Genomic DNA, 20,591 nt, shown 5'->3' on the forward strand with positions numbered 1-20,591 from the left:
AAATATATAACTCGTTTATAAATTTATAGAAATGAACCATTATAAATCTCCTCTTAAATATTGAAAAAACCATTGGCAGTGGACATACTTTAAGACTATATATTTCTGAAACTAGTTTCACAACACAAATATTGACATGCAATTATTAATTGGTGGATTTTAAGTTGACATCTACAGAGGTTAATGTTAGAATAAATTCAAAAATATATTTGAATGAGGTGTTTTATGATTCAAAATATTGTTACTTCAATAATCCTGTATTCTGGGACAGCCGTAGACTTACTTATTATCCTAATGTTATTTTTTGCCAAAAGAAAAAGCAGAAAGGACATCATTAACATCTATTTAGGACAATTTCTAGGCTCTGTTAGTCTAATATTCCTAAGTTTGCTTTTTGCATTTGTCTTAAATTATATTCCTAGTAAAGAGATTTTAGGTTTACTAGGTTTGATTCCAATTTTCCTAGGCCTCAAAGTTTTGCTTTTAGGAGATTCTGATGGAGAAGCTATTGCAAAAGATGGTTTGCGAAAAGACAATAAAAACCTGATTTTTCTAGTCGCTATGATTACTTTTGCAAGTTGTGGCGCTGACAATATAGGTGTCTTTGTCCCATATTTTACCACCTTAAATTTAGCGAATTTGATAGTGACTTTACTTACTTTTCTAGTCATGATTTATCTCTTGGTTTTTTCTGCCCAAAAATTAGCACAAGTCCCTTCTGTTGGAGAAACTTTGGAGAAATATAGCAGATGGTTTATTGCCGTTGTCTATTTAGGATTGGGGATGTATATCCTGATTGAAAACAACAGCTTTGACATGCTATGGGCTGTGTTAGGCTAGGAGAAAAAATTATGAAAAAAGATAGTATCTGTCAAGTGGATGTTATAAATCAACAAAATGTTACAACCGCAACGAACTACCTTGAAAAGGAAAAAGTCCAAAAATCACTTCGCATTTTATCAAAATTTACCGATAATAAACAGATAAATATCATCTTTTATCTCCTTGCCGTCGAAGAACTCTGTGTCTGCGATATAGCCTGTTTATTAAATCTCAGTATGGCATCTGCCTCCCACCATCTTCGTAAACTAGCCAATCAAAACATCTTGGACACTAGAAGAGAGGGGAAAATTATATATTATTTTATAAAAGATGAGGAAATCAGAGTTTTTTTTAATCAACTAGGATAACAACTATTTTTACTACTTTTCCATGATTATAGGGAGATTATATATGAAATTTTTTGATGAAAATTACTCACAAGAAATACCTACTCGTATCAAATGTTTAAGAAAAAAGTATAATTTAAAGCAAAGCGACCTAGGTAATGCAGGTCAAGTTAGCCAAGTTGAAAAGGGAGAAATTTGAAAGAATTTGTATCTTTTATTTTTTGTTTCATTTATGCCCTATGCTACTGGAATAGTTAGTAGTCATTTCATGAATCATACGGCACAGCTCTTTTATGGACTGATCGTTATTGTTTCAACGGTAGCAAACTGGTTTTTACATAAAGTAATTGATAAACCCAATATAGATCAGAAAGAATTACTTGAAGCTACCGCACAATATAGGAAGTTATTGATACCTGACCTAATAATTAAAGGAGTGGGATTGATTCTATCCTTAATTGTCTATCCTCTGATTATGATGTATAGTGTTTTAATTGCGGCATTTTACATCATAACTTTAAAAACACTATCCGAAAAAAGAGTGAATAACTAAAAAACGGTGACCAAAGTTAGGTGTATTATTTTAATGCTTAGAGACCTAAACTATTCCCCTATTTTAAAAATATTGATTCAGATTTTATGAAATTAATCAGTAGATATCGTTCTGAAAAGCCTTGATAATACGCTGTTTTTAGTCCAACTGAAACCCATACTTTCCAAACCAGGTCTTAAGAAAGCTCGTAAAGCATCACAATTATCAAAACGTTAATCAACACGCTTATATCAACGTTTACAGACATTTAAGAAATTTCTCTTGGATGTCTTTTTTTGTCTAGCTAAATTTTACAAATTGGGCAATTTAGGTTACTCAATAATATAAAAAAGATAAAAATTTAAAGTTCGAATTTTAATTTTAAAAAAAGTAATTATTATTGAATATCTGTTCAAACATTTTTTCTTTTCTAAGGTTAATATAAGTATATATACTTTAAAAAAGGAAGTCAAACATCTTGCTCATAGATTTTTGCATTTTTAAAAAATACATTTTGTCATATAATAATGTGGAAAATTGACGGATTCCTTAAATAATCATACAATATGAATATGTAAACCCTTACATACTATTCTACTTATACTTGATAAAATGCAAGTTCTTGAGGATCTATAAATATATAGACACTCTTCTATTTATAAAGTGAAATAAAGAATCACGGAGAAAGTTTATGGATATTAAAGAGACATTCAACCAGCTAGACAATACAAAATTTAATGATTTCAATAATCGCCTTGAAGGTTTTGAGAAACTTTTTAAAGACAAATATTATTTTACCCATCCCGAAGATTTTAGCTCAATCTTTAGCATTTTGGTAAAGTATGGAAAAAGTACAAGTAAATATATTTTATCGAAAGGAGAGATATATGAGTGAAATAGTTATTAATGCTCAGAATTTATCTAAAAATTTTTATAATTTTGATTCAAGACTCCCATTTATCAAGAGATTTTTGAAACGTAATCAAATAACGATTCGAGCTGTTCAAGATATTAGTTTTACGATTAAGAGAGGGAGTATAGTTGGCTTTATTGGGAGTAATGGAGCTGGTAAATCCACAACGATTAAAATGTTGACTGGGACTCTTTATCCTAGTTCCGGAAAATTAGAAGTGAATGGAGAAATTCCATTTAAAAGAAGTATAAATTTTAGAAAAAAAATTTCAATAGTAGTAGGAAATAAATTACAGTTATTTCAAGATGTTTCGGCTATGGATTATTTTCAATTGATTGGTACTTTATATGAGGTAGAACCGGCGATTTTACAAGAACGAATTCAGGAATTAAGCAATTTGTTGAATGTAAAAGATCAGCTTTACCAGCAGGTCCGGACCCTCTCTCTTGGACAAAAAATGAAAATGGAGTTTATCGCGGCATCTTTAACAAGTCCGGAAATATTATTTTTAGACGAGCCTACTATAGGGTTAGATATACAGTCTAAAAAAGATATCAGAACATTTTTAAAGAAAATGAATGAAGAATGTCATACTACTATTATTTTAACGAGTCATGATATGGATGATATTTCGTCTGTTTGTGACGAATTAATCGTCATTGACAAAGGAAAAATTATTTTGCAGGAGTCAATGGATGTTATTTTATCTAAATTTTCTGATTTTAAATATTTAAAGATAAAAATGACATTAGATTTGGTACCAGAGTTATGCTCTGTTAAAGGAGTAGTAGTCATTTCTCAAACAAAATCGGAATGTATACTAAAAATACCTAGAGATTTTGTCTTTGAGACATTAGAATCAATCAATAAGCTTGTAGATATAGAAGATTTTGAAATATCAAATCTTTCTTTAGAAGAAATTATTTTACAAAACTATTTTACAAAAAAGGAGCACAATTGAAAAAAGAAATGTCTATTATTCTGATATCATTTCGATCTATTTTGAACTATAAATCAAGTGTACTATTGTTAATGTTACAGGCAAGTATACAAATTATGATATCAGTATTTTTATGGACGTATATATATCAGAGTAACCAGATAAATATAGCAGGATATGATTTTACCTCAATGGTTCAATACTATTTGGGGACTATAATTTTTTCATATTTTGTTTTTTATCCAGTTGATTGGGAAATCAATGACGATGTTCATTCAGGAAATTTTTTTAGCATATTAATAAAACCTGTTACTTTTTATAAGTATTATTTTTGTAAAATGCTTGGAGATAGGCTTGCTCATTTATTATTTATCATCATTCCTGTCATTTTATTCTCCAGTGTTTATTACAAGAATGAGTTATTAACCATTGAAATTCTTATTTTAGGAAGTATTGCAATTATTCTATCTATGGTTCTATGGTTTTTAATATCATGTTGTGTAGGTATGCTTTCTTTTTGGTTAGAAAATATATTTTTTGTCCTTACTGTTAAAGAAATAGTAATTCAGTTTTTATCAGGAATATTATTGCCTTTAAGTTTTTTTTCAAATAATTTTCGTCTGTTTTTAGATGTATTACCTTTTAAATACTTAGTATATGAACCGCTTCAGATGTTTAGTAATGATACATATAAATTAATAGACTATTTGAGAATTATTTGTATTCAATTGATTTGGTGCATCATTTTTTATATTATATCAAGATTCATATTGAGAAAAGGAGTGGAGCACTTCTCAAATGTGGGAGGATAAAATGTTTAGAATAAAAGTAATTTTTAGGCTACTTCATTTTGGTTTTAAATCTGATATGAATTTTCATTTTGACTTCTTTTGTGGTCTATTTTCGTCGATACTGTGGATTGGTTTACCTATTGTATTTTTTAGATTGATTTTCTTAAACATAGACTCTTTTAATGGTTGGGACTATTATCAAATTTTATTTTTGGTAGGTTCCTACACTATTGTAGATGGAGTTATGATGGGATTGTTAATTAGAAGTATGGGAATTTTAGAATCAGATATTTTGAGTGGTAACTTGGATCAAATTTTATTGAGGCCGTTTGATACTCAGTTGTTCTATATTTTTAGATCATTTAATTTAGTTCAATTCGTGAATACTTTTTTTGGTCTTGCGATCATTTTTATAAGTTATGGAAATTTAAATGTACATTTAAATTCATTAAAAATATTATTTTATATCCTTTCTTTAATGTGTGGTTGTATTATATATTATTCAATTTGGTTTCTAATAACGATTAGTTCATTTTGGTTCCCAACTAAATTTTCAAAAGTAGATGTATTTTTGAATTATATTGGAATTTCTAAGTATCCATATAATATTTTTACAGGTATTAACAGATTGATCACTATGTTATTTGTTCCCAATTTATTAATTGCCAATCCTGCAGTATTAATATTTTTAGGGAAAGATACATTGAACCTATTTTTCTATCAAATAGTTTTTACAGTTTTTTTGATTATTATCAGTCGTACAATTTTTAGAAAAGGATTGAAAAAATATGAAAGTGCAGGAAGATAAACAATGTTGTTCAGTTATATGTTTGACTAAAGGAAGTGATTCGCTGTACTTTGTTTTGTGGTCATTGAAACATCAGATAATTATAAACTATAATTTAAAGAATAGTATTATTAACTTATAGGTGCTAAGAAAAAATTTAAAGAAATTCCCTCATTCAATCAAACTTATTCATATTTTTTAAAATAAGAAAATAGTTGGATTTTGATGATGGTTGATATAAAGCTAAACTGAAAGTACCTGAAATCCAACTGTGTCAAACCAGGTTTTACGAAAAGTTTTATTTGTACCAAAAATGACAAAGCATCCAAAACCTTTTCTCCATCTCTACGGTAATTCATTGACCTTCCGTTATCCTCGAATATTGTCTTCTAACGCCTAGGAATGAACGGAGATTTGACCAGATAGTCCGATAATTCGACCACTTATCCAAATTTCCTTGTCACTCTTGCCTCTGTTTGTTATAGTAGGATTATCAAAAGAAGCTAGTCTTCTGATAACATTACAAAAAAAGGTAGTATCATGAAAAAATTAATTGGTTTTGGATTTATCCTTGCAGCTCTCGCCGTCATCACCTTTAGTATCATTGGTTACCCGAAAATAGATGCCAATCTTTGGCCCTTGCTTCCAGTTGTCTTGTTTGCTTTCTTTACGCTTGAAAATGCACTCAAGAAAGACTACAAGTCCAGCTTGATTTGTGCAGTGATTGGCTTCATCATTGCCAATGCCATCTATGATCTTCTTCCGATTTCAAATGGGGTCGTGATTACTTCGGGTGTCTTGGCTTGTCTTGGTCTTGGTTTTCTCTTTCCAGACGCACCAAAAGAAAAATAATGCTTCTAATTTTATTCGTTCCAGGGGCTTGGCATGAAGAGATTTCTTCAGACCAAGTCCTTTTTAGCTGTCTGAAAGAACCACTTAGGGGCTGAAAATAACCACTTACTGAAAAGGACTTGTAAGATTTTGAACAGCTGTTATAATGTTACTAACAAAGGTTAAGAAAGGAGTCATATGAAAGTTCGCATCGAATTAGATCCTCAGATGGATGAGCCAGAAATGATCATTCGGGCTCCTCGATTGACGGAAGATGTCGCCCGCTTGCAACAGTTGATCTTGGAGCAAAAAATGACGCCCTTGACCTTTTACAAGGATCGAAGTGAGTACTTCGTGGATGTGTCAGAAATTCTCTTTTTTGAGACAGATGGTGAAAAGATCTATGGGCATACCAGAGAAGAGGCTTATGAGGTTCGTCAAAAACTCTATGAGTTGGAAGAGATCTTACCAATTGCTTTCTGTCGCATCTCCAAGTCGACCATTGTCAATACCAAGCAGATTTATTCTATCGAAAAATCTTTTTCGGGAACCAGTACAGTGAATTTTTATCAAACCCACAAACAGGTACACGTGTCCCGACACTACTATCAACTCTTAAAAGAACGGTTAAAGGAAATGAGGTAACGAGATGAAAAATAAATTAATTGGGATTTTCTTAATCCTCCTAGCAGCTCTAGTGCTCTTACAAGGCTATTTTGTAAAATGGGAAATCAGTATTTGGACGCTGGCTTGGGTTGTTTTGCTAGCAGTCCTTTCTCTCTCAAGTTTTTTGAAGCGGCACTTTGGCTGGGGCTTCCTATATGGGATCTTGGCCCTGTTCTCCCTTAATGGCCAATATCATTTTCTTCCGGTATCCAACTCGGTGGTCATCTTTTCTTCTATTTTAGCGGTGATTGGTCTGAATATTCTCTTTAAGCCCTCTAAAAAAGCAAAAGCGACTTGGAACTCCTACTCAGCAGGATCATCTTCCCAAACTGCTGGCAATGACATCGATGTCTCCTTCTCTACAGTGACCAAGTATTTGAATGACCAGAATTTTACGGGCGGAAGTGCCGATGTGAGCTTAGGAGAAGCTTCTATCTATTTTGACAATTGCCGGATCGAAGGGCCGTCAGCTCAGTTTGCGGTGGATGTTTCCCTTGGAAGTTTGAGTCTCTATGTCCCGAGCGACTGGCGGGTTCATGTCAATGTAGAAAGTTCTCTGTCAGCTATCCAACACCAGGAAAATCCTAGCAATTTAACCAGCAAGGACTTTTACATCGTCGGAGAGGTCTCACTGGGGAACCTAGAAATCATCTATGTAGGTGAGAATTCCTTTTCATAAGCCGATCTAAGAAAAACTTATTCAAAGGTCTTGCCAAGAGAAAGTTTTTTTGGTAATATAGTACGGTATGTGGTGCTAGCACATCCGTAATATTAGATCTAATAGGAGGCAAAACAGAATGGCTAAAGTATGTTATTTTACTGGTCGTAAGACTGTATCAGGAAACAACCGTTCACACGCGATGAACCAAACCAAACGTGCCGTAAAACCAAACCTTCAAAAAGTAACTGTCCTTATCGATGGTAAACCTAAAAAAGTTTGGGCTTCAGCTCGTGCATTGAAATCTGGTAAAGTAGAACGCGTTTAATCAGAAATGAGGATCTCTTGGAGGTCCTTTTCTTTTTTCTTTATTTTTTCTCTTTTTGGACATTTGTATCAACCGATAGGAGAAAGATGTATCCCTTTTACACGCGCCCTCTTTTATGGTAAAATAGAATATAAAATACTTTTGAGGTAGAAATTATGACAGTAAAAATCAATACAAAAGATGGTCAAATTGAATTGACTGATGATGTCATCGCAACTGTTGTAGGCGGTGCAGCCACTGAAATTTTTGGAGTGGTTGGGATGGCTAGCAAAAACGCGATTAAAGATAATTTCCAAGCTCTCTTAGGTAAGGAAAACTACTCTAAGGGTGTCGTTGTGAAAACAGCGGAAGCAGGAAGTATTGCGGTTGATGTTTACACTGTTTTGAGCTATGGTACAAAAATTAGCGAAGTCTCAAAAAATATTCAAGAGCGTGTCAAATTCAGTCTAGAAAATCAACTTGGAATCACAACGGATACAGTCAACGTCTATATCCAAAACATTAAAATTGTGGGAGAATAATCGTGTCTAAAATTACAACTAGTTTATTTCAAGAAATGGTCCAAGCAGGGGCTACTCGCTTAAATAAACAAGCCGAGTATGTCAATTCATTGAACGTTTTTCCTGTACCAGACGGTGATACTGGAACCAATATGGGGATGACCATTGAAAATGGTGCAAAAGAAGTAGCCGATCGCTCTGCTTCAACTGTTGGAGAAGCAGCAAATATCTTTGCGAAGGGGCTTTTGATGGGAGCGCGTGGAAACTCAGGAGTCATTACTTCTCAGTTGTTCCGCGGATTTTCTCAAAGTGTCAAAGACAAGGATGAATTGGATGGAGCAGCTCTTGCGGCAGCCTTCCAAGCAGGGGTTGAAGTAGCTTATAAAGCGGTAATGAAGCCTGTAGAAGGAACCATCTTGACCGTTTCTCGTGGTGCTGCCATCGGTGCCAAGAAAAAAGCAGAATCTACCAATGATGCTGTCGAAGTCATGCGTGCGGCCCTTGAAGGAGCTAAGACAGCTCTTGCCAAAACACCAGATATGCTTCCTGTACTGAAGGAAGTTGGTGTAGTGGACTCTGGTGGTCAAGGTTTGGTCTTCATTTATGAAGGGTTCCTATCAGCTTTGACAGGAGAATTTATCGCTTCTGAAGAATTTGTGGCGACTCCAGCAACCATGTCAGAAATGATCAACGCAGAGCACCACAAGTCAGTAGCAGGTCATGTGGCAACCGAAGATATCACCTTTGGTTACTGTACAGAAATCATGGTCGCTTTGAAACAAGGCCCAACCTATGTGAAAGACTTTGACTACGACGAATTCCGTAACTATTTGAACAATCTTGGGGATTCTCTATTAGTGGTTAATGATGACGAAATCGTCAAAGTCCATGTCCATACTGAAGATCCAGGTCTTGTTATGCAAGAAGGATTGAAATATGGTAGCTTGGTCAAGGTAAAAGTCGACAACATGCGCAACCAGCACGAAGCACAAGTTGAAAAAGAAGAGCGTCAAGCGAAACCAGCTGAAGCAAAAGAATATGCTATCATCGCAGTCGTTGCGGGTGACGGATTAGCGGATATCTTCAAAGCGCAAGGTGTGGATTACATCATCTCTGGTGGTCAAACTATGAACCCATCAACAGAAGACTTTGTCAAAGCTGTTGAAGAGTTGAATGCGCGCAACATCATTATCTTGCCAAATAACAAAAATATCTTGATGGCCGCTCAATCAGCAGCAGAAGTCATTGAACAACCTGCAGCTGTCGTAGAGACCAAGACCATCCCTCAAGGATTGACCAGTCTTCTTGCCTTTGATGAGAGCAAGTCTATTGAAGAAAACCATGATCGAATGGCAGCAGCGATTGAAGATGTGGTGTCAGGTAGTGTGACGACAGCCGTTCGTGATACAACCATTGATGGCCTTGAAATCCATGAAAGCGACAATCTTGGAATGGTCGATGGCAAAATCGTTGTTTCCAATCCAGATATGATGGAAACCTTGATAGCAACCTTTGATAAGATGTTGGACGAAGATAGTGAAATTGTTACGATCTATATCGGTGAAGATGGTCAAGAAGATCTAGCCAATGAGTTGGCTCAAAACTTGATGGCTAAATATGAGGACGTTGAAGTCGAAATTCATCAAGGAAATCAACCAGTTTACCCATATTTGTTTAGCGTTGAATAATCAAAAAATTTCAAAAATAGCAGGAAAAAGAGCCAAAAAAATGATTTTTTGGCCCTTTTTTTGATAAAAAAAACTTTATGAAAGCGATTAGATAGGTGTTTTTAGACAATTTTTATTTGATATGTTATACTTTAGAAAAATAGAAATAGGAGAAAAAGCAAATGAAAAAGGTAATCTGCTTTTTAGGAGCTTTGCTTTTTGTGATGACGGGGTGTGCTACTAAGTCTCAGTCCACAGAAACATCAAAAAGCTCAACCACTACTTCGATAGAAAAAAGTGAAACTGGTACTAGTGAGGCAAAGGAAGAAACCAAGGTTCTCACTGCAGAAATCAATGGCAATCAACATCGCTACACCATCACGACAAAAGGTGATAAGGTTCAGAAATTAAAGTTAGATGTTTTATCAGCCTTGCCAGAAAAAATCGCCACTAATTCAGCTAATCTAAGTCCTGAAGAGATGACAAAAATTATTAATGAAGGCTTGCAGTCAGATTCAGAATACAAGGCTCTGAAAGACATGGCTGGCTTCAGTATCGAATATAAGGTCACTCCAGAGAAAAAATTAGCCTCAACGGTCTCTGTTGATATGGAAACCATTGATTGGGACAAGGTTAAAGACCTATCTTACTTTAAAGATCTTGGTATCGGTGACCTAAAAGACATCAAGGCATCGACTGTTTTCACAGGATTAAAACTCCACGGTTTTAAAGAAGAAACGCCAGCACCATAGGTTCGGACTCTTGTCCGGCCTTTTTTATTTTCCATGACATTTGTCATGTCAGCCAGTGACAAAATCATCTAGTAGCCTGTTATTCCTTTCGCTATAATGAAGTCAGAAAGTAAGAGGTAAGGAAAAATGAAACAATGGTTCTATAAAGTGTTTACGTTAACAGTGGTTGGGATGGTCGTCTATTTGATCTTTTCAAAGGATGATAGCCTCTATTACCATTTCCCTTGGGAATTATTTGCGGGGATTGGCATCATGAGCTGGGCAGTCCAAGAAGGGCTAAAAATGGTCAAGGCTGTTAAAAAGGAGATGGAGCAATGAAAAAGAAAATTGAAATTGGATTGGTAGCTGCTCTGTGTTTGGTCCTTTGGGCAACAGAGGTTATGACGGGATGGTTTTCTGCCCATTTTCCTAGCTGGTTTTTCCAAACGGTTTGGGGAGTGACCTTGGTCGTCTATGTCATCATTCCAGCTGGCCAAGCCTGGTTGAAAGGAGAGTCTCATGAGTGTCATTAGAGTTGAGAACTTGAAGAAAAGTATTAAAGGAAAAGGGATTCTAGAAGATCTTTCTTTCGCAGTCGAACGAGGGGATTGCCTGGCTTTGATTGGCCCTAACGGAGCAGGGAAGACGACCTTGCTGAATTGCCTCCTAGGAGATAGGAAGGCAACTTCTGGAACCATTGAAATAGAGGGAAAAGCTCCTGGTCATCCTCAATTGAAGACTAGTATCTCTTATCTCCCTCAAGAGAATGCTATCGTGCAAAAGTTAACCGTGCAGGAACTAATTAGTTTCTTTCGCTCCATCTATCCCAATCCCTTAACGGTCTGTGAAATCGATGAGCTATTGCGTTTTAGTCTAGAACAAAAGAAACAATTGGCCAGTAAGCTGTCTGGTGGGCAAAAACGTCTCCTATCCTTTGTCCTGACCTTGATTGGTCGTCCGTCTCTTCTCTTTTTGGATGAGCCAACGGCTGCCATGGATACGTCCACTCGCCAACGCTTTTGGGAGATTGTCGGGGATTTAAAGGAACAAGGCGTCACTATTGTCTATTCTTCCCATTACATTGAGGAAGTCGAGCATACGGCTGATCGGATCCTGGTCTTGCATCAGGGACGTTTGCTTCGAGATACGACGCCACTAGCTATGAGAAGTGAAGAGGTAGAAAAACATTTTACCCTGCCTTTGCGATACCAAGCTCTAGTGGCAGGGATGGACGGAATTGGTCAAGTGACGGTCAAACCTGATGCCCTTCAAGTTGTGACAGGCGATGCCAATCGTTTGTGGACTCGATTGCAAGAAGAAGGCTGTTCGATCCAAGAGATCGAAGTGACCAATCGAAGTTTATTGGATTCTATTTTTGAAAATACAAAGGAAGTAGGTAGAGAAGATGAAACGCATGAAAGCTCTCGGCGTGGTTGAGTGGCATTTGACCAGACGCCAAGCCATTTATTATTTATTATCAATAGGGATGCCCACGGCTTTTTATCTCTTCTTTTCAGGGATGTACCAGGATACACCAGGGGCACCCGCTCACTTTATGAGGGATTATCTCCTCTCCATGACGGCTTTTTCCATGATGTCTACGGCTCTATTTTCCTTTCCAACAGTTCTTGAAACTGATCGACTCAATAATTGGCAAAAAGTCTTGCGCCATACCCCGGTATCTATGGTAGAATATTATCTAATAAAGGTTGCGGGTCTCTTTGTAGACTTTCTCCTATCCATTGGGGTCGTCTTTACCGTGGGTCATGTGGTGCGCCATGTGAACATGTCTCTACAGGATTGGGTCTTAGCGGCCTTCCTTCTCATCCTAGGAAGTCTAGCTTTTGTAGCTATCGGTCTGGTCTTGACCTTGCTTCCTTCCAGTCAATTGATGTCGGTTGCGGGCAATCTCCTCTATATGGGACTGGCTGTTATGGGTGGCCTATGGATGCCTATTAGTGTCTTTCCGGAATGGATGCAAGCTATTGGCAAATGCCTGCCAACCTATCAATTGATGGAACTGATCAAGACCTTTTTAAATAAGGGGCAGGTCAATGGCTTTGCTAGTCTCTATTTAACCTTGTTTACTTTGGTCTTGTTTACCCTTGTCATCGTCTATCGTCGTCATTCTGAGGTTCGTTCATGATTGAAAAACTCAAGCGTATTCATTATATGTTTTACGCTAGCCTAGTCTTTATGGGATTCCCATTTATCTCTATTTTATTGGGTGAGGTTCCCTACTGGCACTTCTTTTTAGCCCTCTTGTTTATTGCTTCCTATCTAGGAATCTTGATTACTGAAAACAAAAAGCTGATCTGGATTTGTTGGCTGTACCTCCTAGCCTATGTAGCAGGAAATACTCTTTTTATTAACGCCAACTATTTTTGGTTTTATTTCTTCATCAGTAACCTGTTAGTCTATCACTTTGAGATTCGCAATTTTCGCTCTCCTTATCTTTGGACAGTTTTTCTATCGCAATTTCTACTTTTTGGAGTTATCTTTTTCAAACAGAATGCGATGGAGTATGAATGGGTATTTTTAATCATCATTTTCTTCTTTACCCATGCCATGACTTACGGCATGGTTCGGATTCGGATGATGGAAGAGTTGAAAGCTGACCATGCCAAGCAAAATGCCCAGATCAATCTCTTGCTGGCAGAAAACGAGCGCCATCGGATTGGCCGTGATCTACATGACAGTCTGGGGCACACCTTTGCTATGCTCAGTGTCAAGGCAGACCTGGCTGATCAATTCTTAGCATTGGGTCAGGTTGAGAAGGCGCAGGAGCAGGTGCAAGAGATCCAAGCCATTAGTCAAGAGTCTATGCACCAAGTCCGAGAGATTGTGGAGAACTTGAAACAGCGAACCCTGGCAAGAGAGTTGGAAACCGTCAAGCAAATGCTGGAAGTAGCTCAAGTCAAAGTAGAGATTCAAAACGAGCTCGATACAGCTAGCATCTCGCCGGTCCTAGAGTCTGCTCTGGCCATGGTGTCTCTGGAACTAGCCACCAATATGATCAAACATGCCAAAGCGACGCAAGCCCTTCTCACTTATCGCTCCACCGAAACAGGGGTGGAAATGGTCGCAGAAGACAATGGTATCGGCTTTGATAAGGTCTCCGATAAGGACCTGCACTCGATCCGCGAACGGATTGCCTTGTTGGGAGGAGAGCTGGAGATCAGTCATCAATACAAGCCGACCCGGATAGAAATACGGATCCCCTATCAAGAAAGGAAATAAAATGCGCTTATTAGTTGCAGAAGACCAAAGTATGTTGCGCGATGCCCTCTGCCAGCTCTTGCTTTTGCAAGAGGATGTAGAAGAAGTCTTGCAAGCTGGAGATGGGCAAGAAGCCATTCGCTTACTCGAAACCCATCCAGTTGATATTGCTATTTTAGATATTGAGATGCCTATCAAAACAGGACTAGAAGTGTTGGAATGGGCCAAAAGTCAACAACCCCAGCTCAAGGTTGTCATCGTTACCACCTTTAAGCGGCCGGGTTACTTTGAGCGGGCCCTGAAGGCTGGAGTCGATGCCTATGTCTTAAAAGAACGCCGCATCACGGACTTGATGGGCACCCTGCATACCGTTTTGGCAGGTCAAAAAGAATATTCTCCTGAATTAATGGAGGGAATCTTGACCCATCCCAATCCTCTAAGTTCTCAGGAGCAAGCAGTCCTAAAAGAAGTCGCCAAAGGAGCTTCCAACCAAGAAATTGCTGATCGTTTATTTCTCTCTAACGGGACCATCCGCAATTATATGTCAGCGATTCTGACTAAATTGGATGCAGAGAACCGGACCGAGGCAGCAAAGATTGCCCAAGAAAGGGGCTGGCTATAAGCAAGCAAAGTTTCTAGGATTCCTAGAGACTTTTTTGATTGGATTGTTCTTTTTTCAGGAAATATCTCATTATTCGGATTTGGATAGAAAATTCAGAAAATTTGTGATTTTTACTTGAAATATTTTCCAAAAATGATATGATAGTAGCATGCTCATTTGATAATCAAAGAAACAGAAAGGAGAGACATGGAGAAAATTACCTTAGAAACTGCAAAGACAGGTTCAGAGCTTGTGCTAGAAACGCTTCGAGATCTTGGGATTGATACCATTTTTGGCTACCCAGGTGGAGCGGTTTTGCCCCTTTACGATGCTATTTATAGTTTTAAAGGGATCAAACACATTCTTGGTCGACATGAACAAGGGTGCTTGCATGAAGCGGAAGGCTACGCCAAATCAACTGGAAAGTTGGGTGTCGCAGTCGTCACTAGTGGACCTGGAGCAACCAATGCCATTACAGGGATTGCGGATGCCATGAGTGATAGTGTTCCTCTTCTTGTGTTTACTGGTCAGGTCAACCGTTCTGGGATCGGGAAAGATGCCTTCCAAGAGGCAGATATTGTTGGGATTACCATGCCGATTACCAAGTACAATTACCAAGTACGTGAGACAGCGGATATTCCACGGGTTATCACGGAAGCAGTTCATATTGCGACAACTGGGCGTCCAGGCCCCGTCGTCATTGACCTTCCAAAAGATGTCTCTGCCCTAGAAACTGATTATATTTACAATCCGGCCATTAACATTCCAAGTTACCAGCCGACTATTGAACCAAATGAATTACAGATTAAGAAAATCTTGAAGCAACTTGGCAAGGCTAAGAAACCAGTCCTCTTGGCTGGAGGTGGCGTCAGCTATGCAGAAGCGGCGGATGAATTGGTAGCCTTGGCAGAACGCTATCAGATTCCTGTGGTAACTAGTCTTCTAGGACAGGGAACGATTGCAACCAGCCACCCTCTCTTCCTTGGGATGGGAGGCATGCACGGTTCTTTTGCGGCCAACATTGCTATGACAGAAGCAGATTTTATGATTAGCATCGGTTGTCGTTTTGATGATCGTCTGACGGGAAATCCAAAGACCTTTGCGAAGAATGCCAAAGTCGCTCACATTGATATTGACCCAGCAGAGATTGGTAAAATCATTGCAGTCGATATTCCAGTCGTTGGCGATGCCAAAAAAGCCTTAAAACAATTGTTAGCAGAGCCAGTGGTTCATACCAATACGGAGAAATGGGTTGAGAAAGTTACCCAAGATAAAAATCGGGTTCGTTCTTACGATAAGAAAGAACGCGTGGTCCAACCCCAAGCAGTTATTGAACGCGTGGGTGAGTTGACCAAGGGGGATGCCATCGTCGTGACAGACGTTGGCCAACACCAAATGTGGGCTGCTCAGTACTACCCGTACCAAAACGAACGGCAGTTGGTGACTTCTGGTGGTCTAGGAACCATGGGATTCGGTGTGCCAGCAGCCATTGGTGCTAAGATTGCCAATCCAGATAAAGAAGTCGTGCTCTTTGTCGGCGATGGTGGCTTCCAGATGACCAACCAAGAGTTGGCAATCTTGAATGTTTACAAGGTTCCAATCAAGGTCATCATGCTCAACAACCATTCACTTGGAATGGTTCGGCAGTGGCAAGAAGCCTTCTATGATGGACGAACATCAGAGTCTGTCTTTGAAACCTTGCCAGACTTCCAATTGATGGCGCAAGCCTATGGGATTAAGAATTACAAATTTGATAATCCCGAAACCTTAGAGAAGGATTTGGAAGTTATTACCGAAGATGTACCAATGTTCATCGAGATCGACATTTCTCGGAAAGAGCACGTTTTACCAATGGTACCAGCTGGTAAGAGCAATCATGAGATGTTGGGGGTGAAGTTTAATGCGTAGAATGTTAACAGCCAAACTTCAAAACCGGTCTGGGGTTCTCAATCGCTTTACTGGTGTCTTGTCTAGACGCCAAGTCAACATTGAGAGTATCTCGGTAGGGGCGACAGAAAATCCCAATGTGTCACGGATTACTATTATCATTGACGTCGCGTCTCATGATGAAGTGGAACAAATCATCAAGCAACTCAACCGCCAGGTCGATGTGATTCGCGTTCGAGATATTACAGATAAACCTCACCTCGAGCGTGAAGTGATTCTGATCAAGGTCTCAGCGCCTGCAGAGAAACGGGCAGAATTGCTAGCCATTATCCAGCCCTTCCGCGCGACTGTGGTAGACGTGGCTCCAAGCTCCATCACCGTGCAGATGACAGGAAATGCAGAGAAGAACGAAGCTCTCTTGCGTGTCATTCGTCCTTATGGGATTAAGAATGTTGCACGGACGGGTGCAACTGGCTTTACCCGCGATTAAAGCCCACCATTCAAAATAGTTACTACCGCCTAAGAGGCAATAAAAATAGAAAAGAGAGAAAAAAACTATGGCAGTTCAAATGGAATACGAAAAAGATGTAAAAGTAGCAGCACTTGACGGTAAAAAAATCGCCGTGATCGGTTATGGATCACAAGGTCATGCCCATGCTCAAAACTTGCGTGACTCAGGTCATGATGTGATCATCGGTGTACGTCCAGGTAAATCTTTTGACAAAGCAAAAGAAGATGGTTTTGATACTTACACAGTAGCAGAAGCAACTAAATTGGCTGATGTTATCATGATCTTGGCTCCAGACGAAATCCAACAAGAATTGTACGAAGCAGAAATTGCTCCAAACTTGGAAGCTGGAAATGCTGTTGGATTTGCACATGGTTTCAACATCCACTTCGAATTCATTAAAGTTCCTGCAGATGTTGATGTCTTCATGTGTGCGCCTAAAGGACCAGGTCACTTAGTTCGCCGTACGTATGAAGAAGGATTTGGTGTTCCTGCACTTTACGCAGTATACCAAGATGCTACAGGTAACGCTAAAGACATCGCTATGGACTGGTGTAAAGGTGTTGGTTCAGCACGTGTAGGACTTTTGGAAACAACCTACAAAGAAGAAACGGAAGAAGATTTGTTTGGAGAACAAGCCGTTCTTTGTGGAGGTTTGACTGCTCTTATCGAAGCTGGTTTTGAAGTCTTGACGGAAGCTGGATACGCTCCAGAATTGGCTTACTTCGAAGTACTTCACGAAATGAAACTCATCGTTGACTTGATCTACGAAGGTGGATTCAAGAAAATGCGTCAATCAATTTCAAACACTGCTGAATACGGTGACTACGTGTCAGGTCCACGTGTCATTACTGAGCAAGTGAAAGAAAACATGAAAGCCGTTCTTGCGGACATCCAAAATGGTAAATTTGCTAATGACTTTGTCAACGACTACAAAGCTGGTCGTCCAAAATTGACTGCTTACCGTGAACAAGCAGCTAACCTTGAAATCGAAAAAGTTGGTGCTGAATTGCGTAAAGCAATGCCATTCGTTGGAAAAAATGATGACGACGCCTTTAAAATCTATAACTAATGAGGTGATGGTGAAGTTGGGAGAAATCCCAACTTCTTTTTCATCAATAGCAGAGATGGATTGGAAGGTATTTTCAACCATTTAGCAGAATCTGTATGAAGAGACGTGCCGTATCGAGCATTTTGGGTGATTTTTCTGAAAATTTGGGAAACACGCTGAAATTTTTGCAGTCTTTTGATATAATTAGATGAAATAAGGAGAAGAAGAGGAAGACTATGATAACATCGAAAGATATCATAAAAGCCCACAAGGTCTTAAAGGGTGTGGTTGTTGAGACTCCCTTAGATTATGATCATTATTTATCCGAAAAGTATGGAGCGAAAATCTACTTAAAGAAGGAAAATGCTCAGCGTGTTCGTTCCTTTAAGATTCGTGGAGCCTACTACGCGATTTCTCAGTTGAATGAGAAAGAGAGAGAGCGAGGAGTCGTCTGTGCTTCGGCGGGCAACCACGCTCAAGGAGTTGCCTACACCTGCCGGGAAATGAAAATCCCAGCGACCATCTTTATGCCGATTACAACACCTCAGCAAAAGATTAGCCAGGTTCGTTTCTTCGGTGGAGAGTATGTGACCATTAAATTAGTAGGAGATACCTTTGATGCTTCTTCTAAGGCGGCGCAGGAATATACCGAGCTTAAAAACTGTACCTTCATTGATCCATTTGATGATGCCAATGTCCAAGCGGGTCAAGGAACTGTAGCCTATGAAATTCTTGAGGAAGCAAAAAAAGAGTCAATTGATTTTGATGCTGTCTTAGTACCAGTTGGTGGGGGTGGTCTCATCGCTGGAGTATCCACCTACATTAAGGAACAAGCGCCGGAAATCGAGGTGATTGGGATCGAAGCAGATGGCGCTCGGTCGATGAAGGCAGCCTTTGAAGCCGGAGGTCCAGTAAAACTCAAACAGATTGATAAGTTTGCGGATGGGATTGCTGTTCAAAAGGTTGGTCAGCTGACTTATGAAGCAACGAAAAAAAATGTTGAGACCTTGATTGGCGTCAACGAGGGCTTGATCTCTGAGACCTTGATTGATCTATACTCCAAGCAAGGCTTGGTTGCAGAACCAGCTGGAGCTGCCAGTGTTGCAGCTTTGGAAGTATTGAGAGAGTATATCAAAGGGAAGACCATTTGTTGTGTGATTTCTGGTGGGAACAATGACATTAACCGGATGCCAGAGATGGAAGAGCGAGCCTTAATCTATGATGGTATCAAACACTACTTCATCGTCAACTTCCCGCAACGTCCAGGAGCCTTGAGAGAGTTTGTAAATGATATCTTAGGTCCAAATGACGATATCACGCGGTTTGAGTACATCAAACGGGCAAGTAAAGGGACTGGGCCAGTCTTGATTGGTGTCGCTTTGGCAGATAAGCATGACTATGCAGGACTGATCAATCGGATTGAACAATTCGACCCTTCTTTCATTAACTTGAATGGAAATGAAACCCTCTATAACATGTTGGTATGATGGATTCTTTAACAAAGAATCACTTCTAAAAAGTAAATAAAATATAAAGGAGAATCAGGAAATGATTTGGATTTTTCTATTGGCTATTCTAGTAATTGGAGCTACTGTATTCATTAGCTCGCTCTATGTGGTGAAACAACAATCTGTTGCGATTATTGAGCGTTTTGGACGCTATCAAAAGATCAGCAACAGTGGGATTCATGTCCGTGCACCATTTGGAATCGATAAAATTGCGGCGCGTGTGCAATTGCGTCTCTTGCAAAGCGAGATTGTGGTCGAAACTAAGACACAAGATAACGTATTCGTTACCATGAATGTAGCGACACAATACCGCGTAAATGAAAACAATGTAACGGATGCTTACTACAAATTGATGCGTCCAGAAGCTCAGATCAAATCATACATCGAAGATGCCTTGCGCTCATCTGTTCCAAAGTTGACCTTGGATGAACTGTTCGAGAAAAAAGATGAAATCGCCCTTGAGGTTCAAAAACAAGTAGCTGAAGAAATGTCGACCTATGGTTACATTATCGTAAAAACCTTGATTACTAAAGTTGAACCAGATGCTGAAGTGAAGCAGTCAATGAATGAAATCAACGCTGCTCAACGGAAACGTGTGGCTGCCCAAGAATTGGCTGAAGCTGATAAGATTAAGATTGTTACCGCAGCCGAAGCAGAAGCTGAAAAAGATCGCCTTCACGGGGTCGGGATTGCAGAGCAACGGAAGGCTATCGTAGATGGTTTGGCAGATTCTATCAAGGAATTGAAAGACACCAATGTGAATTTGACAGAAGAACAGATTATGTCGATTCTTTTGACTAACCAGTATTTGGATACTTTGAATAACTTTGCAGAAAAACAAGGCACCAATACCCTCTTCTTACCAGCAAATCCGGATGGCGTAGAAAATATTCGCACCCAAATCCTCTCAGCTTTAAAAGCTAAATAACAAAATATCTGACTTTTTTAAAATTGTTCGTATTTTCAGCTATTATGGTTGACAAAATATGCAAAAAATTTTATATTAGTATTGGAAATAATAATATAGGAGAAGAATCATGGCTAAATCGAACTTCGAAAAAGTGGAATCAGTTGTTGGTTGGGTACGTGATAAAAAAATCACTGGCTATCGTATTAGTAAAGAAACGAACGCCCGTGAAATGTCTATCATTGCACTTGCGCAAGGTCGTGCAAAAGTGAAGAACATCTCGTTTGAAACTGCGCTTGGCTTAATAGATTTTTATGATAAGAATCATCAAAAATTCGAAAATTAAAATGAGTTATAAAAAAGAAGGGAAAAAATTTCCCTTCTTTTTATATAGTAT

Annotated in this window: 27 protein-coding genes; all 27 read left to right on the forward strand. The window is 38.7% G+C overall.

Going from position 1 to position 20,591, the window contains the following annotated elements; genetic code table 11:
* Positions 1–225: 225 nt before the first annotated feature.
* The 27 genes from EL081_RS01940 to EL081_RS02075 all read left to right on the forward strand — a co-directional run bounded on the left by EL081_RS01940 (position 226) and on the right by EL081_RS02075 (position 20,540).
* Positions 226–840 carry a CadD family cadmium resistance transporter gene (locus EL081_RS01940; RefSeq protein ID WP_002911684.1) on the forward strand — a complete coding sequence of 205 codons (615 nt, stop codon included), beginning with the start codon at positions 226–228 and terminating at the stop codon, positions 838–840.
* Positions 841–851: 11 nt separating this feature from the next.
* Positions 852–1,190, forward strand: coding sequence for a Cd(II)/Zn(II)-sensing metalloregulatory transcriptional regulator CadX (gene cadX, locus EL081_RS01945; RefSeq protein WP_126403780.1), 339 nt, complete (start codon positions 852–854; stop codon positions 1,188–1,190).
* Between the two features lie 43 nt (positions 1,191–1,233).
* Positions 1,234–1,368, forward strand: a complete 135-nt coding sequence (locus tag EL081_RS10200; RefSeq protein WP_264081591.1) for a hypothetical protein — start codon at positions 1,234–1,236, stop codon at positions 1,366–1,368.
* A 69-nt stretch (positions 1,369–1,437) separates the two neighbouring features.
* Positions 1,438–1,722, forward strand: coding sequence for a hypothetical protein (locus EL081_RS01955; RefSeq protein WP_227223595.1), 285 nt, complete (start codon positions 1,438–1,440; stop codon positions 1,720–1,722).
* A 670-nt stretch (positions 1,723–2,392) separates the two neighbouring features.
* Entirely contained in the window at positions 2,393–2,596 is a 204-nt protein-coding gene (locus tag EL081_RS01965; RefSeq protein ID WP_003010127.1) for a hypothetical protein, read from the forward strand.
* Entirely contained in the window at positions 2,589–3,575 is a 987-nt protein-coding gene (locus EL081_RS01970) for an ABC transporter ATP-binding protein (protein WP_003010129.1), read from the forward strand. Before EL081_RS01965 ends, EL081_RS01970 begins: the two co-directional genes overlap by 8 nt.
* Positions 3,572–4,366 carry an ABC transporter permease gene (locus EL081_RS01975; protein ID WP_003013825.1) on the forward strand — a complete coding sequence of 265 codons (795 nt, stop codon included), beginning with the start codon at positions 3,572–3,574 and terminating at the stop codon, positions 4,364–4,366. The genes EL081_RS01970 and EL081_RS01975 overlap by 4 nt, the downstream gene beginning before the upstream one ends.
* Before the next feature lies 1 nt (position 4,367).
* Positions 4,368–5,153, forward strand: coding sequence for an ABC transporter permease (locus tag EL081_RS01980; RefSeq protein WP_003013947.1), 786 nt, complete (start codon positions 4,368–4,370; stop codon positions 5,151–5,153).
* Between the two features lie 519 nt (positions 5,154–5,672).
* The gene (locus EL081_RS01985; protein WP_126403781.1) at positions 5,673–5,984 is read left to right on the forward strand and encodes a hypothetical protein; all 312 of its coding nucleotides are present in this window, start codon (positions 5,673–5,675) and stop codon (positions 5,982–5,984) included.
* 177 nt (positions 5,985–6,161) lie between these two features.
* Entirely contained in the window at positions 6,162–6,608 is a 447-nt protein-coding gene (locus tag EL081_RS01990; protein ID WP_048788766.1) for a LytTR family DNA-binding domain-containing protein, read from the forward strand.
* A gap of 4 nt (positions 6,609–6,612) precedes the next feature.
* Entirely contained in the window at positions 6,613–7,308 is a 696-nt protein-coding gene (locus EL081_RS01995) for a LiaF transmembrane domain-containing protein (RefSeq protein WP_125330080.1), read from the forward strand.
* 118 nt (positions 7,309–7,426) lie between these two features.
* Complete coding sequence (rpmB, locus tag EL081_RS02000; RefSeq protein ID WP_001140948.1) at positions 7,427–7,615, forward strand: 50S ribosomal protein L28; 189 nt, start codon at positions 7,427–7,429, stop codon at positions 7,613–7,615.
* A 155-nt stretch (positions 7,616–7,770) separates the two neighbouring features.
* On the forward strand, positions 7,771–8,136 hold the full coding sequence (locus EL081_RS02005; RefSeq protein ID WP_006594986.1) for an Asp23/Gls24 family envelope stress response protein: 366 nt from the start codon (positions 7,771–7,773) through the stop codon (positions 8,134–8,136).
* A 2-nt stretch (positions 8,137–8,138) separates the two neighbouring features.
* The gene (locus EL081_RS02010) at positions 8,139–9,803 is read left to right on the forward strand and encodes a DAK2 domain-containing protein (protein WP_126403782.1); all 1,665 of its coding nucleotides are present in this window, start codon (positions 8,139–8,141) and stop codon (positions 9,801–9,803) included.
* 161 nt (positions 9,804–9,964) lie between these two features.
* A complete protein-coding gene (locus EL081_RS02015) occupies positions 9,965–10,534 on the forward strand; it encodes an SP0191 family lipoprotein (RefSeq protein WP_126403783.1) in 570 nt (189 codons plus the stop codon).
* Between the two features lie 126 nt (positions 10,535–10,660).
* Positions 10,661–10,852, forward strand: a complete 192-nt coding sequence (locus tag EL081_RS02020; RefSeq protein ID WP_023027681.1) for a hypothetical protein — start codon at positions 10,661–10,663, stop codon at positions 10,850–10,852.
* Positions 10,849–11,046 carry a hypothetical protein gene (locus EL081_RS02025; RefSeq protein ID WP_126403784.1) on the forward strand — a complete coding sequence of 66 codons (198 nt, stop codon included), beginning with the start codon at positions 10,849–10,851 and terminating at the stop codon, positions 11,044–11,046. The genes EL081_RS02020 and EL081_RS02025 overlap by 4 nt, the downstream gene beginning before the upstream one ends.
* On the forward strand, positions 11,033–11,950 hold the full coding sequence (locus EL081_RS02030) for an ABC transporter ATP-binding protein (RefSeq protein ID WP_126403785.1): 918 nt from the start codon (positions 11,033–11,035) through the stop codon (positions 11,948–11,950). The genes EL081_RS02025 and EL081_RS02030 overlap by 14 nt, the downstream gene beginning before the upstream one ends.
* Positions 11,919–12,659 (forward strand): ABC transporter permease, encoded by a 741-nt coding sequence (locus EL081_RS02035; RefSeq protein WP_003004324.1) that lies wholly within the window; start codon positions 11,919–11,921, stop codon positions 12,657–12,659. The genes EL081_RS02030 and EL081_RS02035 overlap by 32 nt, the downstream gene beginning before the upstream one ends.
* The gene (locus EL081_RS02040; protein ID WP_126403786.1) at positions 12,656–13,753 is read left to right on the forward strand and encodes a sensor histidine kinase; all 1,098 of its coding nucleotides are present in this window, start codon (positions 12,656–12,658) and stop codon (positions 13,751–13,753) included. Before EL081_RS02035 ends, EL081_RS02040 begins: the two co-directional genes overlap by 4 nt.
* Before the next feature lies 1 nt (position 13,754).
* Positions 13,755–14,354 (forward strand): response regulator transcription factor, encoded by a 600-nt coding sequence (locus EL081_RS02045; RefSeq protein ID WP_126403787.1) that lies wholly within the window; start codon positions 13,755–13,757, stop codon positions 14,352–14,354.
* Positions 14,355–14,540: 186 nt separating this feature from the next.
* Positions 14,541–16,241, forward strand: coding sequence for an acetolactate synthase large subunit (locus EL081_RS02050; protein WP_126403788.1), 1,701 nt, complete (start codon positions 14,541–14,543; stop codon positions 16,239–16,241).
* Positions 16,234–16,710: an acetolactate synthase small subunit gene (gene ilvN / locus EL081_RS02055; protein WP_006594976.1), complete on the forward strand. Its 477-nt coding sequence runs from the start codon at positions 16,234–16,236 to the stop codon at positions 16,708–16,710. Before EL081_RS02050 ends, ilvN begins: the two co-directional genes overlap by 8 nt.
* 67 nt (positions 16,711–16,777) lie before the next feature.
* The gene (gene ilvC / locus EL081_RS02060) at positions 16,778–17,800 is read left to right on the forward strand and encodes a ketol-acid reductoisomerase (RefSeq protein WP_023027688.1); all 1,023 of its coding nucleotides are present in this window, start codon (positions 16,778–16,780) and stop codon (positions 17,798–17,800) included.
* Between the two features lie 215 nt (positions 17,801–18,015).
* A complete protein-coding gene (ilvA, locus tag EL081_RS02065; protein ID WP_006594974.1) occupies positions 18,016–19,266 on the forward strand; it encodes a threonine ammonia-lyase IlvA in 1,251 nt (416 codons plus the stop codon).
* A 61-nt stretch (positions 19,267–19,327) separates the two neighbouring features.
* Positions 19,328–20,215, forward strand: coding sequence for an SPFH domain-containing protein (locus EL081_RS02070; protein WP_126403789.1), 888 nt, complete (start codon positions 19,328–19,330; stop codon positions 20,213–20,215).
* Positions 20,216–20,324: 109 nt separating this feature from the next.
* The gene (locus EL081_RS02075) at positions 20,325–20,540 is read left to right on the forward strand and encodes a hypothetical protein (RefSeq protein ID WP_006594972.1); all 216 of its coding nucleotides are present in this window, start codon (positions 20,325–20,327) and stop codon (positions 20,538–20,540) included.
* Positions 20,541–20,591 lie beyond the last annotated feature (51 nt).

The organism is Streptococcus viridans (assembly GCF_900636365.1).
GTDB lineage: Bacteria > Bacillota > Bacilli > Lactobacillales > Streptococcaceae > Streptococcus > Streptococcus viridans_A.